This is a genomic window from Niastella sp. sgz303648, from assembly GCF_059587045.1.
On record NZ_JCAPSW010000015.1, the window covers coordinates 155,781 to 173,294 of the forward strand.

Sequence of the window (17,514 nt, forward strand, 5' to 3'; positions counted from 1 at the left end):
AAACTAATGTCCAAAAAAAGTTTGCAAAAAAATGCATCAACGTCAACATTATAAATATTTCATATGCTGCCCCAACAGGCACCCCTATTCTTTTTTACAGGATATTATTATAACCTGTTTTCGTTCAGTCTGCTAAGATAGTGGAACGAAAATATAATTTAACGGTAAACAATAAGTGATTTTTTTTTAGCAACACCCAACCAACATATAGTAACACCATTTATGAAAAACACCTTTACTGCAATTCAAAAAAGAAGTCAGAGGTCAGAGGTCAGATGTCAGAAGTCAGAAGTCAGAAGAACCCGTGTTTTTTAATCAACCCTCTTAGTTCCTACTTCTTACTTCAAACTTCTTGCTTCAGACTTCAGACCTCCGACATCCGACTTCAGACTTCCTGCTTGCTAACTTGCTGTTTTTTAGTACATTTATCGAATTAGTATACTTTATCTGATTCCCGAAAACGGTTATGGCTGAGACCGAACAATTATACCGGTTATACCAGGAGATTTTTTTAAAATATTACGAACCGCTTTGCCGGTACGCCTTAACACTTGTAAAGGAGCCGCACAGCTGTGAAGACATTGTTCAGGAAACCTTTCTTCGTGTTTGGGAAAAAAAGCAAAACCTCATTGGTTCCGAGGAGCTCACCTGGTACCTTTATACCGCCATCCGCAATAACTGTTTGAGTTTTCTGGAAAAAAGGCAAAAGACCGTACTGGGCGATGTAAATAGTACCGAAATAACTGAAATACCATACGACCGGCCACTGGCAAATGCGAAAGAAACCGATTTTGATACATTATTAAAAAATGCCCTCGCCAATTTACCACCCAAATGCCGCGAAGTATTTGAATTGAGCCGGGTGAGCGGGCTAACCTACAAACAAATCAGCGATTCACTGGGAATTTCCATAAAAACTGTTGAAAATCAAATGGGTAAGGCGCTTAAAATTCTAAGGGCCTATGTGAGGGAAAGGCAGGGGCTGTATACAATAGCCAGCCTCGTTTTCGTATGGTTGAGCTGTAAATGAACCCAGAATTAACTGGTACCAGTTGCCAGTTACCGGATACCAGATACCAGTTACCAGTTGCCTGTTGCGGGAAACCGGAAACCTGAACCTGGTAACCGGTAACAGGGGGCAGCCGGGCACCGGGAAACGGGAACCTGGTAACAGGGGGTCAGCCGCGTACCGGGAAACCGGAATCAGTTTTTTTTCCGGTGACTATAGGGGTATGTAACAATTTTATGTTTTTATAACAGGACAACCTGTATGAGTGAAAATGATAATATAATAAACCTTATTGCCAAACAGCTGCAGGGCATGGCAACTGCCGAAGAAAAGGAACAACTTCAGCTTTGGCTGAATGCCAACCCCGTACATCAACAGGAATATGATGAAATGGCTGTTATTTGGCAAAAAAGCGGCCCCTTACTGGCTGAACCGGAATTTAATGCCCAAGCTGCCTGGCTAAAGCTCGATGAAAAGATCTCGCCTGTCAGAAAAATGCATTACGGTTCGGTTATTTCTTTTATGTTCACCGCTAAACGCATCGCCATAGCCGTTGTACTTGTAACAGCAATGGCGATTGCCGCATATTGGTGGTACTCACGCTCACAATGGCAAAGTATATTAGCAACCAATAATAACCAGTCAATCACCCTCCCCGATCATTCTGTTGTTTTATTACGCAAAGGTAGCACCCTTCATTTTCCTACCACTTTCAATAAAAAACAGCGTTTGGTTCAATTGACCGGGGAGGCGTTTTTTCAGGTACAACACAATGAGAACCAGCCCTTTTTAATTGCAACACGAAATGCTGAGGTAAAAGTGCTGGGCACTTCCTTTCTCGTTAATTCAAAAGAGGCTGAGGATGAAATAGTGGTGGTAACCGGCACTGTGAACGTAAAAGATAAAAACCGCGATAACAACGCAGTAATACTTACACCCGGTCAACGCGTTTTGCTTCAGAACGACCATTTTTATCAAAACGAGGTTACCGATTCAAACTTTTTGGCCTGGCAAACAGGTTTGCTGAATTTCAAAAACACGTCTCTTCAGAAAGTGCTTCATGATATATCAAATTATTACGATATTCCTGTAATCGTTGATCCGGCCGACGAAGCAGCCACCCGCGATTTAACCATAACAGTTCGGTTTGAAAATCAGCCTTTAGAGCAGGCCCTTGAAGAAATCAAACTTATCACCGGCTTAAACACTAAAAAAGCAGCAGATAAAATTATATTTTGTCGAAAATAAGATAGTTCTTTGTAAATTTTGGAGTTATATAGTTCCCTAAAGTGAATCACGGGCTATAGCATGTGTTATAGCATGAAAAAATGCATCTGTATATTGGTTCTGCTTATGTTTAGTATGCAATTAACCCGGGCACAAAGGGTTAATTTGTTTTCGTATTCCTATACTCCATCATTCGAAAAAGGGTCCATTCGCGATTTCCTCAGCGATATAAATCTGCATGGTTCCGTTATTATTGAATACAGCGCCAACTACATCGATACCGGCAAAATTGTTCATTTGACCGGGTCGCCTGCTACCATCGGGGCCGTATTGCAGCAGGTTTTACAGGACCAGAAAATAAACATCCTTGAAAGAAACAATAAGCTCATTTTTACCCCCTCCGACTCCCCGCTTCCTGATGATTTTTTTGTATCGTATTACTCGGTGTATGGCATGATCAAAGAAGTGGTAAGTGGTGAACCGCTGGCAGATGCCACCGTTTGGCAACCCCTTCGCCAACGCGGCAGCTATTCGAACAATTACGGTTATTATACTTTATTACTTCCCGAAGGCAGGAATATTCTTTTAATATCCTACGCCGGTTACAACAACCAAAGAGTTGAAATTGATGTAAAAGGAAGCACCCGCGCAGATGTTTTTCTGACGCCCAAAAGCGACATTGAAGAAGTAACAGTTGTTTCAGCACCCAAAATCAACGAAAGCGACGAAAATAAAGCTTCCAAAGAAGCCAACTCGTATGATATCATCCTGGGCGAATCGGATATGCTGCGTTCATTTTATATGGACCCGGGCGTTAAAAATATACCCGAAATAACCAATGGTATGTTGGTGCGCGGAGGAAGCCCCGACCAGAATATTTTTTTGCTGGATGGAAACCCCATCTTCAATCCCACCCATTTGCTGGGCACACTTTCCATTGTTAATAAAACATCGGTAAAATCGATGCACCTGTACAAAAGTAATTTCCCGTCGAGGTACGGAGGTGGACTGTCGTCGGTTATTGATGTAATGACGAAAGACGGTAACATGCAACAATGGAAAGGCGAAGCGAATGCCGGTTTGCTGGCAGGCTCATTTACTCTTGAAGGACCGGTGAAAAAAGACCGTTCTTCGATAATGGTTTCTTTTCGCCAAAGCTGGATCAATCCCATACTGCGCATGCTGCATTCGGGTATTGGTGTAAACTTTTTCGATCTGCACCTGAAATTCACGCAATGGATCGGTAAAAAAGATAAACTGATGCTCAACGCCTATGCCGGTCACGACCAGTTGCAGCTGCATCAAAATTACAGCAACAACCAGCAGCAGTGGGGCAACAAAGCCATATCGCTTGCATGGAACCGGTTGCTTAGTCCGCGTGCTTTCGTAAACTCATCATTCAACATCAGCAATTACGATAACATTGCCGGTTTCAGGTATAACCTGTACGACAGTTCGGGCCGAATGGTGCAGAACAGGGTATACAATACCTATTCTTCCATACGCCAATACAACATGCGTACCGCACTTGAAATATCGGCTTCCAACAATGTTAAGATTAATGTTGGCGGCAAAGCCTCATATACACGCATACATCCTTTCGATTCAAACATATCATCAGACTTTATCGACAAACCCGGCGATTTCAGCGCCTTTCCACCTCTGTCGTTTAATGAAGTAGCGTTTTTTTATGAAAATGAAATAAGGCCCGACAAACAATTCTTTTTCAGACCCGGCATTCATGTATCACTTTACCGGCACAACGATTTTCACTATACATCGTGGCAGCCCCGATTACTGGCGATATACAAACCCGATCAGCACAACCAGTTAGAAATATCGTATAACCACATGACGCAATACCTGCACCTGGTAACCAATCCCTACATGGGTATCAACAGCGATGCATGGGTGCCCAGCACGGAAGACCTGAACCCCGAAGAAAGCGACATGATCAACTTCGGTTATACCTGGCGCGACAGCAAAAAGCTGCTCATTAAAGCCGATGTATACTATAAGCAGTTAAAAAATGTGACCAACTATGCCGAAGGCAAAAATCTTTTTTTAAATACGGCCGACTGGAGCGACAACGTACAACTGGGAAAAGGCTGGTGTTACGGACTTGAAACAAAAGCCGAAAAAGTTACTGATAAATGGTATTTACACTTCAGTTATACTTTATCATGGAACTGGCGCCGGTTTAATGAAATTAACAACGGCGAAAAGTTTCCTTTCAAATACGACCGCCGGCACGAGATCAATGCAGCCGCCACTTACCGGTATAACAAACACTGGACTTTTTCCTCAATGTGGATGTTTGCTACGGGCGATGTATACAGCCTGCCCAACCAGATATATCCTGATTTTGACGATGCCCAGCAAATCAGCGATCCGCTGGCGCCCAAAGAGTACCGGCTGATTTATAATTCGAGCACTGTAAACCGGTACCGCACACTGCCCTATCACCGGCTCGATGTGTCGGCCAGCTACAGTCAGCAACTGACCCAAAAACTGAATTCGCGCTTCACCGCAGGCGTTTATAATATTTATGGTTCACCAAGTCAATATGTATACGATCTTGAAGGCACATTAGGAAAACGGTCGCTGGTTGTTACAACCAAATACCAGTTTTTTCAAATTACACCCTATATTTCGTATTCAGTGAGTTTTTAAATAAATGAGATCCCGCATTCGGCCATACTATTTTTTGCACGGCCGGTACAAATACGTATGGATATTTGTGCTGGTGGTGTGTGTTGCATCGTGCAAAAAGAACTTTACAAGCGACCAGTTTGAAGATGACAAGCTGGTAGTGCTGGCCGAGATCACGGCTTATGATACGATGAAAATTCCGATTGGCAAAACCATAAAAATCGACAACGGCAGTTTAATACGGTTCGAAAAGGTAAACGACGCCACCGTTACGCTCACCGAAGCCAATAATTTAAGCTGGGTATTGCAACCGAACTATTCGCCCCAATACGCCAATAACCCAACATCGGTATTTACCAACCATAAACGTTTTAAAGCCAACACCTCCTATACTATCGAGATCAACCATCCTACCCTTGGTATTGTAAAAGCCACCACGTTTATTCCGGCCTTACCCCGGTTAATTTCGGTCGACACGGCATCGGCGCTGTTCAACGATAAAGATGTACTGGCGGCTAATATTACCTGGAAGGATTCGGCCGACAAGGAGGAATTGTATATTATCGAAGCGCTGAAAGAACTGGTAAAGGTGGCCCATTATTTTTTTTACCAGGGAAAACGGTACAATTATGACACCCAGGCGGGAAAAGAATTGTATGGCCAGATACAAAATAATCCCGGCGGCGTAAAGATTTATTCAGATACTGTAGGCTTAAACAAATTTGTGAGGCTGAACCTGTATACAGAAGATGTTAATTCAGAAAATGCCCGCATCGATAATTTAACCAACCCCTTCCGCCGCATCTTTTTTACCGATCAGTCATTTAATGGAAAAGAATACACCACCCGGGTGTATATCGATAAGCAATTTTTTGTTGATACAAAGCAAAAAGGGCGGGTGCGTTTACAATTGAAATCGGTCAGCAAGGAATTATATAGCTATCTGAAATTATATGAAAAATATAAAACCGATTTCGGTTCTGTTCCTACCAACCAGCTTATTTCTCCATCGGGTAACATCCAAAAGGGCTTAGGCATCTTTGGCGGTTCGGCCAAACGCGAGAAGATCTATTATTTCGATGAATTAAGATAACAAGTTTCAAGGCACAAAGTTCAAGTTTCAAGGTACAAGGCTCAAGTTTCAAGGTACAAGGCTCAAGGCACAAGTCTCTGAGAAGCAGGATTCCTCCCTAAAGCTTTCTTGTGCCCTGTTTTTTTGTGCCTTCTTTTCTTGTACCTTGTTCCTTGTTTCTTGTGCCTTTTCTGCGCCTTGCAGCTTTGTTTCCTCATTCCCTTATCACATCTTTTCTAGAAAAATTTTCCCCGGGGGAAACGTAGGGGTGTTTTTTCTTTCACTGTTTTATATAAGCATCGTGCTATTTATTGAATCCAATATTCAGTCATTATTCCTGGTTAACCTTTACCATAATAGATACTAACTTATGATTTTAGCAGAAGCCCCTGCGTTTAACAGGATCATCCCTATGCCTGTTAAGAAGATTGCTAACACCGGCCGCCTGAAAGTAAGCGCTGTTATTATTACGCTTAATGAAGAACGTATTATTCAAAAAACCTTATCAAGATTGAACTGGTGCGATGAAATTATCATTGTAGATAGTTTCAGTACCGACAATACGATTGCGATTTGTGAGCAATTCAATTGTAAAATCTTTTCAAGACGTTTTGATGGATACGGTTCGCAAAAGCAGTATGCTGTATCGATGGCAAAGAACGACTGGATCCTATGCCTCGATGCAGATGAAGTATTATCCGTTGAACTGATGCAGGAAATCATGGCAGCAACCGAAAAAGAAACGCCTTATGCCGGCTTTTCATTTCCGATGAACATGGTTTTCCTGAACAAGGAGTTTACCTATGGCCGGGAAAGCGGCCGTTACTTTTTGCGTTTATTCAACAGGCAAAAAGGCGGTTTTACCAGTGATAAAGTGCATGAAGGCATTCAGTTAAACGGCCCCATCAAAAAAATGCGCCACCTGGTACAGCATTACAGCTACTCAAGCATCAACCAATATCTCGAAAAGTTGAACCGCTATTCAAGCTATTCGGCCGAAATGGCTTTTAAAAAAGGAAAGAAAAAATCGATGGCAGCCCTGTTATTTGCCATACCGTATAATTTTTTCAAATACTATATTCTGGAAAGAAACTTCCTGAACGGCACCAAAGGTTTGTACTGGTCGGTGCTATCGGCCTATTATCATTTTGCCAAATATTTAAAAATAAAAGAACTGCATCAAAAAGTGCAGCTATAGCAGCATTCAATCCTATGCAATCCGGATTATATTACGTATATATTTTTATCGTAACGGGTATTGTGGTATGGATCGTTCTCAAATATTTTTCATTTCGTACCCGGCCTCCGTTACGTGTGTTAATGTATCACAAAGTAAGCGACAACGAACACAAAGATTACCTCACCATTCCTGTAAACCAGCTCGAAGCGCAGTTTACTTATCTTCTCAAAGAAGGGTACTCCCCTGTTTTGCTGAGCGAGTTGCTTAAGTATGTTCGTTCGGGAAAACCGTTACCGCCCAAACCGGTTGTAATAACTTTCGACGACGGGTACCGCGATAACTATACGGTTATGTACCCTTTGCTGAAAAAGTATGGCATTAAAGCCAATATTTTTTTAGTACCCACATTTTTACAACAGGAACAGCAGCCCGAAAATGGTTCGGACGAACAATATCTGCAGCTAAGCGATATCAATGCCATGGACAAACAACTGGTTGAATTTGGCCTGCATTCGTATGACCATAAAAGCTACAAAACACTTACAGCCGAAGAAGTCGACAAAGACATTGTTAAAAGCAAGGCAATGCTGATAACCATGAATATTCCCTTTCAGCCCTGCCTGGCCTATCCGTACGGCGCTTTTCCCAAACGCAATCCGGTAAAGCTGCGCAAATTGTTCAATACTTTGGCCGACAATAAAATCGCCCTTGCCTTTAGAATAGGTAACCGGTTAAATAATGTACCGCTGAAAAATCCCCTGCTGATTCAACGCCTCGACATCAGGGGCGACGAGTCTTTTGAAAAATTTGTAAAGTTGGTTAAGAAAGGAAAAAGCCGGTTTTAAATGAAAAATTAGAAATAAGAAATAAAGAATTAGAAAGTGAACCCTTGAAGCAGTTTTCCTACTTTTTCATTTAACATTTTTCATTTAACATTTTTCATTTCTATAGACGAGTCTTTTGAAAAATTTGTAAAGCTGGTTAAGAAAGGAAAAAGCCGGTTTTGATGGCCGGCAGCTTTAACTGCCCGCGCAAAGAAGTTATCACCAATTAGGGATTTTGCGATTTTGAGATTTCGGTACTTTGAGATTTAATGGCAATTATAAAGCAGAAGAAATCAGGAAATCTCTAAATCCCAAAATCAGAAATAAAGACAAAGGGCTGAGAAAATGTAACTTTTCTCAGCCCTTACCTTTTTAATTTAAAATTTTTCCAGCTATACCATTATGGAAACAAAGCGCCATAGATGCTCTGAAAGGTATCAGAAATAACGCTCGTTAAAATTCGTGCTATTGCAGGAGGAGCGCCCTGACCCTGTTCAGTAAACATATGATCACCCACCTGATAATAAGTAGCTGTATTATTATCATTGATCTTAATCACTGAATTTGCATGGAAATAATAATCCTTGCTGAAGTTCAGCGAGTCGGTAATGAACAGAAAGTTCATTCTGAGCATTTCCTTAGTGGGCTTATTGTAATAACATTCAACCCGGTACCTTCCTATTCTCGCCTTGCCGTTAAAAGCCGATTTATCGATGAATTTCAACGTATCGGTATTCTCTACGATAGAATCGACACGTGTTTTCAGCTGCAAAAAAACTGCAGGTGCAGGAGGCGCATAAGCAACGGTTGTAGCGCTGGTATTTGCGTTAGTGGTTGTTGTAGTGCTGTTGTTCGTGCGCTGCTGCGCAAATGCGGGCAGGGCTGCGGTAATTAAGAGTAACGAGAGCAATCGGGTTATCATAGCAGTAGGTATTTATTATTAAATATAATTACAATATAGATCGAATTTATCATACCTGCAAGCACGGAGGGGTCTTTTATTAAACGAAAACTGCTATTATTTTATGCGAATTTCCATTTTTTTTATCAAGTACTATTGAAATCGGTTACAATTTAATTTCAGCCTTATTTTATGGATTATTATGGCTTATTAACCAGAAAAATATAAATTTATTAATGCAATCGGTTACAATGCCATAAAATCTTATTAACTAACGATTAAAGAACTATGCTATGAAAAAAATTTTAATTGGTTTGGGAGCAGGCCTCTTTTTGCTATCAGGTTGCAAAAAACAACAGGAAAAAGCTGCTGACACCACCCGCCAGGCCAGGGAAGAAGCTACAGCCGTCATCGATGCTGGTACGGTTCAGCAATACATCCGGGGATTTGGCGGAGCCAGCATCCGGGGCTGGATCGCCGATTTAACCAGCGACCAGCGAACCAAAGCTTTTTCGGCCAGCAGTGGTATTGGAATAAGCGTACTGCGGGTTCGCGTTTCGCCCAACAGCTCGGATTTTGCAGCAGAAAAAGCTACTATTGATGCTGCTAAATCGTATGGGGCATCGGTAATTGCCTCGGCCTGGACGGCCCCGGCCTCGATGAAAGACAACAACAGCCTTATAGGAGGAAAACTGAACACCGGTTCATATGCCGCTTATGCCGCTCACCTGAGCAATTTCTGCTCAACAGTTGGCGGAGTGTCGGCTATCAGTCCTACCAACGAACCAAACATTGCGGTCACCTACGAGTCAATGAGTTTAACAGCATCGGAAGTAGCTGCCTTTGTGGCTGCACAGGGCAGTAATTGCGGCGCTCCCATCATGGCTCCCGAAACATTCAACATGGACCAAACTTATATGGATACCTACCTGAGCAATGCAACTGCAAAGTCAAAAACAGGTTATGTTTGTGGTCACATTTACGGCAAAACACCTTATGTTTATTCGCCGGGCAAAGAAGTTTGGATGACCGAACACTTTACCAATTCAACCGACGCCAACGACTGGAGCAGCGCCATGGGTGTTGCCAAAGAAATTCACGATTGTATGAATGCCGGCTACAACATGTATGTATGGTGGTATATCAGAAGAAGTTATGGTTTAATAGATGAAAGCAGCAATATCACCAAACGCGGTTATGTTATGTCGCAATGGGCCCGGTATGTACGGCCCGGATATAATAAGATATCCTGCACGGCTAATCCCACTTCAGGTGTATATGTAACCGCCTATAAAAGCGGTTCGAAAATAGTAGTGGTGGCTGTTAACCAAAATACAGACGTCACCTATCAGCCGTTCAGTATAAGTGGCGTAACCGTTGCAGGCTTCAGCCGGTACCGGACTACCAGCGCAGCCAATCTGGCTGCCGATAGTTTTACGATCTCCGGCAGTAGCTTTGGCATTAATCTTCCGGCACAAAGCGTAACCACACTGGTATCGAATTAAACAATGGCGTAACCGGTTGCATATTTTATTATGGCAGGTATTTCTGTTTGATCACATCTATATGATGCAGTTCGTGCCCGATGGTTGCCTTCAAAAACTCTTCTACCGTTAATTCATATTTCCAGGCTTTGCCTGTAAGTAACAACTGCTCAGGTGATAATGAATTCATAAAACTTATAGTAGCATTGCGCACATTTTCAAAATCATTGATAAGTGCACTTACATTTTGCTCATCGAAGCGGCTGTTATCAACAAACAAATTCTGGTCGTACCCGGGCAAAGGCGTTTTATCATTCCTGCTGAACCGCAGGGCGCGATAGGTCATTATTCTTTCATGATCGGTCATATGACCAATGATTTGTTTGATGCTCCATTTGCCGGGCGCATACCGGTAACCGGCCTTCTCTTCAGTAAACGATTTAAGCAACTGCAGGTTTTCTTTCGACAAAATCAACTGCCGGTAATCATTATTGCCTGTTAATTCAATATAGAAGGGAAAACCATCTTCGATTGAATATTTCATAAGAGATTTATTTTTGGCTGAAAAAGTATTCGCGGAAGATATGAAATACTGCCGAAGCCATAAAATGCGTTAAAGGTTTATATGTAATGAGCCATAATAAGCTGGTAAAGTATTCCGAAAAATTTTACCACCCGATTTTGAACGCTGGTTTTAACTTATTTTCGCGCACCGTTTCAACCTATGATAAAAACTCATAAAATGATTACAGAAAAAACAACATTGAATATCTGGTCAACACTTCCGGCCCGCCTCGCAATGGCTGCCGGTGTAGCGCTCACGCTGAATGCCTGCTCAAATGGAGAGGCCAATACATCCAAAAACAAACCAACAGTTGCAGTAAAGGACTCCGCTGCAGCCGAAAAAGCGGCTCCGGCACAGACAGCAGCCGCCGTTACCCCGCTCGACACAGCAGCTTATAACAAAAAATTGGTACAACTGGCCAATGGCGATTCAAGCGGCCGCTGGCCGGTAAAAGCGCCCTACCCGCTGGCAGGCGCCGTTCTTCCTTTTAAACGGATAGTAGCTTATTACGGAAACCTGTATTCAAAAAATATGGGCGTACTGGGTGAATATCCGCCTGACGAAATGCTGCGAAGGCTGAAAGACGAAGTGAAAAAGTGGGAGGATGCCGATAAGTCAACCCCCGTGCAACCCGCCCTTCATTATATTGCTGTAACCGCCCAGGGCAGCCCCGGCAAAGACGGTAAATACCGCTTGCGCATGCCCTTCAAACAAATCGATTCGATTTTGGGTTTGGCAGCCCGCATCAATGCACTGGTGTTCCTTGATGTTCAGGTTGGCTTCAGCAACGTGCAGGCCGAAATTCCCCTGCTTGAACAATACCTGAAAATGCCGCATGTGCATCTCGGCATCGACCCCGAGTTTTCGATGAAAACCGGTAAAAGACCGGGTTCAGTGATCGGCACCATGGATGCCACCGATGTGAATTTTGTATCGGAATACCTGAGCAAGCTGGTTAAAGCCAATAACCTTCCGCCCAAAATACTGGTGGTTCACCGGTTCACCCAAAACATGGTTACCAATTATAAAAATATCAAAACCCGACCCGAAGTACAGCTGCTGGTTGATATGGACGGATGGGGAGAACCATCTCTTAAACACGACAGCTACAAAGCTTATGTATGGAAAGAACCCGTTCAGTTCAGCGGTTTCAAGCTGTTTTATAAAAATGATATCCGCAAAAAGAACAGCCACATGTTAACGCCTGCCGAAGTGCTGGCCGAAAAACCACAGCCGATTTACATACAGTATCAATAATATTTGCCGCCTGCAAACAATCTGCAGCGCAACTCAACACAAAGCCTTCCGACCTGTCGGGAGGCTTTGTGTTTTCTATTACCCCATTCGTCGGTTATTTCAACCCGGTCATCGATAATAAGGCAACAACGTTTTCCTTAAGTAATACATTTAACATCGACGGCATACGCCGCATCGCCTTTCCTTTTGAAAATACAAAACCGGCCCGGAATGCCCCCGACCTTATTCAATTGAAGGCATTTTCCTGAAAATGAATGGCCAAAGGCCAACCATAGGTATTTATTATTCGTACAAGAGATAACAAGATTTTATTTGTGCTCCCTATAAAAACCTGGATAAAATACTGGCTTTGTGCGACCGCCCTTTTTGCGGCAGCTTCAGGCTATTCACAAATGCAGACCTGCCCTACGAATATCAATTTTAATGCAAGGGATCTGTCGAACTGGTCTGCCGTTACCGGGTTAATAGCCGGGGGCACGCAAACTTATCCGGCGCCCAACTCAGGCGTTACCAATATTCCGGAATACACTATCAACACCACCGGCATCGATGTAATAACAACTTCTTCAAATGATCCTTTTGGCGGTTTTTCCACCATTCCTACTATAAATGGTTATGCATACAATTATTCGGTGATGTTAGGTTCAACGGCCACTTCGTACGATTTGCACACCAATACCCGCAACCCGGGTGGTTTTACGAGGGCCATTACCTATGTGATCACTGTACCGAACGGGTCTCCAACAGTTCCTTACACCATGACCTATGCCTATGCGATGGTACTGGAAAACGGAACGCATAATTCAAATGAACAACCCCTGTTCAAAGCCACCCTAAGTACCGCCGACAGCATTATAACCTGCGCTTCGCCCCAATATTATCTGCCCACTTTTAATAATGCCGGAGGGGGAAGTGGTGGCGGTTCCGGTACAGGGGCCACACTCGACACAGCTACAGCCCTGGCCAACGGATTTACCAACAGTCCGGTGCTATTTTTATCGCATTCAGGAAACGGCAACAACGCCGGCACCCTGCTGCAGGATGTATGGACCAAAGGATGGACCGAAGTTACCTTTGACCTTTCGCCCTATCGCGGACATCAGGTTACTCTTACGTTTGAGTCAGACAATTGCCACCCGGGAGCGCATTTTGCCTATGCCTATGTGGCCTTGCGAAATACCTGCGCCGGATTAGAGATCAGTGGAAAAACGGTTGCCTGTACCAACTCAACAATTGAATATTCGGTACCGGCCCTCGCCGGCGCTACCTATAACTGGACGGTGCCTGCAGGCTGGACGATCGTATCGGGCGCCAATACAAATATAATAGACGTAATTGTGGGAAGCACCGGCGGAGATGTAATTAACCACGAAGTGAATGGCTGCGCCGACCTGAAAGATACCATTGCAGTAACCACTACCCCACCCACAGTGGCCGGCCGGGTAAACAGCGATACCACTATTTGCGCGGGCATCAACAGCAGCCCGTTAACCATTTCGGGTGAAACGGGCAATATTTTAAAATGGCTGTCATCAACAGACGGCATTAACTGGCGCGACATAAGTGTTACTACTGATAGCTATACGGCGCAAAATCTGAGTACCACTACCCAATACAGGGCGCTGGTACAAAACGGAGCAGCCTGCAACATCGACACAAGCGCCGCAGCCATTATTACGGTTGATCCCAAATCGGTTGGTGGTGTCATTGACCCATCTGAAGTAAACGTTTGCGCCGGGCAAACCATTACGCCAACGCTTATACTAAGCAACTATACAGGATCGGTGATAAACTGGCAGCTATCGAACAACAATGTGAGCTGGAATAATGCTGCGCCTGCCAATCAAACCGACAGCTACAACGCAGGCCTCGTAACTACCACCATGTATTACCGAACGATTGTGAAAAGCGGAGTTTGTCCTGCCGATACCAGCAGCATAGCCACCCTCCGATACATCAACGTACCATTTCCTGCTGCATCCATAGACCCTGATTCAACATTCATCTGCTATGGCAAATCGGCCCTGCTGAATGCCACTATAACTACCGGAACCAGCTATACCTGGAGCAACAATGTGCCTGTAACACCTGCGGGCAATGGCGTTGTTACCGGTTTACCTTATACCACCAGCGCAACCGCAACGCCTTTGGTTACTTCGAACGTAGTGTTTACGGTGTATAATGCAGGATGCCCCAATGCGCTTATCGATACATTTCATATAGAAGTATCGAAGCCGATTATTGTATCTGCCGGAAATGATACGGCGGTTGTAGTGAATCAGCCCATGCAATTCAATGCCACGGTAAATGATTCTACTGTCAATAGCTGGAGCTGGTCACCGGTAACCGGTTTAAACAGTACCAGTATACCCAACCCCGTGGGAATTTATGACATGAATGCACCTGCTTCGATTACGTATACAGTAACAGCCAAAACACCGCCCGGCTGCACCGGTACAGATTTGATTACGGTAAAGATCTTTAAAACAGGCGCCGATATTTTTATGCCCAACGCGTTCAGCCCCAATGGCGATGGCAATAATGATGTAATACGCCCCGTTATGGCCGGCATAAAACAGCTGAACTTTTTCAAAATATACAACCGCTGGGGACAGCTGGTATTCAGCACCAATGAACCCGGTAAAGGCTGGAATGGCGTGCTGGGCAGCACACAGCAGTCGACCGACAACTTCGTATATATGGTGCAGGCAGTTGACTACACGGGCAAGGTAATTACCAAAAAAGGAAATTTTATATTGGTAAGATAATAATACTATACTTACTCAGTTCTCAAACTTTTTACGGGATTGGCAATCGCTGCTTTTATGGCCTGAAAGCTTAACGTAATTACGGCAATGATCAGTGAAGCGATTCCTGCCAGCACAAATATCCACCACTCCAGTTGTATGCGGTAGGCAAAATCCTGCAGCCATTTATTCATCACCAGCCACGAAAGCGGAACAGCCGCCAGCATGGAAATGAACACTACCTTCAGCAGGCTTTCTGTTAACAGTGAAACCATGCTGCCAACACTGGCGCCCAGCACTTTTCGAATACCAATTTCTTTTACCCGTTGTGCCACGGTGAAAGTGATCAGTCCGAACAAACCCAAACAGGCAATGAGAATGGTAAGTATAGTAAATACAAGCAGTACCTGCCCCTGTTTTTGTTCTGCCGCGTATTGGGCTGCAAAATTCTGATCAAGAAAATGATAAATAAACGGCGAAGCGGCATCAAACCTTCTGAATGTTTGCGCAACAAAAGCGATCGCCCGGGAACTGTTCTTCTCATCTAATCGCACATATATATTATCGCGGTCTTCAGCCTGCCTGGGAAGCTGCATGATCAATGGTTCGATCTTATGCTGCAATGAGAAAATATGAAAATCTTTTACCACCCCAATAACATTTGCGAAATGTATTTTACCGGTTGAATCGGCTCCCCTTGATATACGCCTGCCCATTCCAGAAGCCCAACCATGACGTTTAATAAAAGCTTCATTGACCATTACATCATTAAGGTCTGATGGAATGTCTTTCGAGAAATTGCGCCCTTCGAGCAATTTTATCTGCATGGCAGGAATAAAATCGGCATCGATGATTAAGCTATGCGAAAGGTTGGTATGCTCATCCAGCACGCCATTTATTTCCACGCTGTAATCCATCATACCAATATCATTATTACCGATCGGGTTGCCGGCCGAGCCAACCGCCTTCACCATGGGGCTTTGCAATAAAGCTGCACGCAGTGCAGGCACATTTTGCCTCAACGGTCTTGAATCCAAGTGAAACGTAAGCATTTGTTTTTTATTAAAACCAAGATCGGTGTTCAGCATATAATTCAACTGAAGATAAATAACCAGCGAAGCCGTTATCATAACAACCGTTACCGCAAACTGAAACAGCACCAGCGATTTTCTGAAAAGCGTTTGTGTTTTTACATCACCTAACTGATTTTTTAAAGCCGGTATGGTTTTACGTTTCGATAAGAAAAGAGCAGGATACCCCCCGCCAATAAATCCCGCAACGATTATGAAAGCCAGCATGCTCATAAGGGTATTCACGATGCCAAATTGCCAAACAGAGAATTGCCTGCCGGTTACCTGATTGAACAAAGGCATACCAATAGCAACCAGTACGATGCTGATGCACGCAGCAGCCAGTATGGTGATGAATGATTCAGTAAGAAAAAGGCCGATAAGCATGTTGCGGCCTGAACCGATTATTTTTCGAACGGCTACTTCACGCAAACGAACCGAGGCGCGTGCTGTAGTAATATTGATATAATTGATCAAAGCAATAAGGAATACAAGCAATGCTACAACACATAATACATACACATATTTCATATTCCCGTTTTCGCCCAATTCGTAGCCAAGATGGGAATGTAAATGGATAGATGTTAATGGCTGTAGTTCTAAAGTAAAATGTATGTTTTCGGCATTTATGGTAAGGTATTTTATAACAAAAGCCGGCATCTTTGCCCGCAGGCGGTTTATATCGGCATTCTTTTTCAGCAGAACATAGGTGAATACATCAAGTCGTCCCCAATCGCCTTTATAATCTTCACGAAAAGAACGTACGGCATTAAAAGTAAAATGCGAGTTTGCGGGAACATCCTCAATAACGCCGGATACAATGGCCGCAGTTTTGTCGATGTACACCGTTTTATTCAGCGCTTCAGCAGGATTGGTAAACAGTTTCGCAGCAAGTGTTTTGGTAAGTACGATGCTGTTGAGTTTTTCCAATGCATGCGCATTGCCCGACAGGAAATTATAAGAGAATACGGTAAAGAAAGACGGATCTGAAAAAAAGATAGCATCGTCTTTTATTCTTTTGTCATTATAACTAACTACGCCACCACCTTCAGCATCTATGCGCAGGGCATTTTCCACTTCGGGAAAATCACGCTTAAACGCCTCTGCCGAAAACCCCGACGTACCGGTGATATCGAATTTCTGATCGCCCCAGCGCCCGTGCGAAGCAAGCCGGTAAATCCGTTGCGACTTTGTATGATACCTGTCGTAGCTTAACTCATACGCAACATAAAGAGCAATCAGCCATACCACAGTGAGGCTCAGTGCCAGCCCGGTGATATTGATAAAGGAAAAAACCTTTTGCCTCATTATATTCCGCCAGGCGGTTTTTAAAAAGTTTTTAAACATGCTGGTATGGCTTTTTGTAATCGATATTCCTGCTTATACTTAGCCAAATTAGATTTTATATGATAATCAGCCAATTGGTATTCTTATCATACACTGCCCATGTTCGTTTTTGATACTGCGTTGTCCGGTTTTGTTACATGGCCGAAGAACATCCGCTTCGCAAGGGCATCCATCGCATA

At 43.6% G+C, this 17,514-nt stretch carries 12 protein-coding genes; 9 read left to right on the forward strand and 3 right to left on the reverse strand.

Annotated features, from left to right (window positions below):
* Nucleotides 1-466: 466 nt before the first annotated feature.
* From AC59IL_RS31125 to AC59IL_RS31150, 6 genes are all read left to right on the forward strand, one after another.
* Nucleotides 467-1,030 (forward strand): RNA polymerase sigma-70 factor, encoded by a 564-nt coding sequence (locus tag AC59IL_RS31125; RefSeq protein ID WP_496556156.1) that lies wholly within the window; start codon nucleotides 467-469, stop codon nucleotides 1,028-1,030.
* Between the two features lie 240 nt (nucleotides 1,031-1,270).
* The gene (locus AC59IL_RS31130; protein WP_496556157.1) at nucleotides 1,271-2,257 is read left to right on the forward strand and encodes a FecR family protein; all 987 of its coding nucleotides are present in this window, start codon (nucleotides 1,271-1,273) and stop codon (nucleotides 2,255-2,257) included.
* Nucleotides 2,258-2,371: 114 nt separating this feature from the next.
* Nucleotides 2,372-4,909 carry a TonB-dependent receptor gene (locus AC59IL_RS31135; protein ID WP_496556158.1) on the forward strand — a complete coding sequence of 846 codons (2,538 nt, stop codon included), beginning with the start codon at nucleotides 2,372-2,374 and terminating at the stop codon, nucleotides 4,907-4,909.
* 4 nt (nucleotides 4,910-4,913) lie between these two features.
* Nucleotides 4,914-5,981 (forward strand): DUF4249 domain-containing protein, encoded by a 1,068-nt coding sequence (locus AC59IL_RS31140; protein ID WP_496556159.1) that lies wholly within the window; start codon nucleotides 4,914-4,916, stop codon nucleotides 5,979-5,981.
* A gap of 349 nt (nucleotides 5,982-6,330) precedes the next feature.
* On the forward strand, nucleotides 6,331-7,158 hold the full coding sequence (locus AC59IL_RS31145; RefSeq protein ID WP_496556160.1) for a glycosyltransferase family 2 protein: 828 nt from the start codon (nucleotides 6,331-6,333) through the stop codon (nucleotides 7,156-7,158).
* Nucleotides 7,159-7,172: 14 nt separating this feature from the next.
* Complete coding sequence (locus AC59IL_RS31150) at nucleotides 7,173-7,985, forward strand: polysaccharide deacetylase family protein (RefSeq protein WP_496556161.1); 813 nt, start codon at nucleotides 7,173-7,175, stop codon at nucleotides 7,983-7,985.
* Between the two features lie 379 nt (nucleotides 7,986-8,364).
* Here AC59IL_RS31150 and AC59IL_RS31155 read toward each other — a convergent pair whose 3' ends face one another.
* Entirely contained in the window at nucleotides 8,365-8,886 is a 522-nt protein-coding gene (locus AC59IL_RS31155; RefSeq protein WP_496556162.1) for a hypothetical protein, read from the reverse strand.
* Nucleotides 8,887-9,158: 272 nt separating this feature from the next.
* Between AC59IL_RS31155 and AC59IL_RS31160 the strand changes: the two genes are divergently transcribed.
* The gene (locus tag AC59IL_RS31160; protein WP_496556163.1) at nucleotides 9,159-10,370 is read left to right on the forward strand and encodes a glycoside hydrolase; all 1,212 of its coding nucleotides are present in this window, start codon (nucleotides 9,159-9,161) and stop codon (nucleotides 10,368-10,370) included.
* A 28-nt stretch (nucleotides 10,371-10,398) separates the two neighbouring features.
* Here AC59IL_RS31160 and AC59IL_RS31165 read toward each other — a convergent pair whose 3' ends face one another.
* Complete coding sequence (locus AC59IL_RS31165) at nucleotides 10,399-10,893, reverse strand: DinB family protein (RefSeq protein WP_496556164.1); 495 nt, start codon at nucleotides 10,891-10,893, stop codon at nucleotides 10,399-10,401.
* Nucleotides 10,894-11,091: 198 nt separating this feature from the next.
* Between AC59IL_RS31165 and AC59IL_RS31170 the strand changes: the two genes are divergently transcribed.
* Nucleotides 11,092-12,171 carry a hypothetical protein gene (locus tag AC59IL_RS31170; protein WP_496556165.1) on the forward strand — a complete coding sequence of 360 codons (1,080 nt, stop codon included), beginning with the start codon at nucleotides 11,092-11,094 and terminating at the stop codon, nucleotides 12,169-12,171.
* Between the two features lie 314 nt (nucleotides 12,172-12,485).
* Entirely contained in the window at nucleotides 12,486-14,939 is a 2,454-nt protein-coding gene (locus tag AC59IL_RS31175; RefSeq protein WP_496556166.1) for a DUF8696 domain-containing protein, read from the forward strand.
* Between the two features lie 11 nt (nucleotides 14,940-14,950).
* Here the strand turns inward: AC59IL_RS31175 and AC59IL_RS31180 are convergent, their stop codons facing one another.
* Entirely contained in the window at nucleotides 14,951-17,296 is a 2,346-nt protein-coding gene (locus tag AC59IL_RS31180; RefSeq protein WP_496556167.1) for an ABC transporter permease, read from the reverse strand.
* Nucleotides 17,297-17,514: the final 218 nt, after the last annotated feature.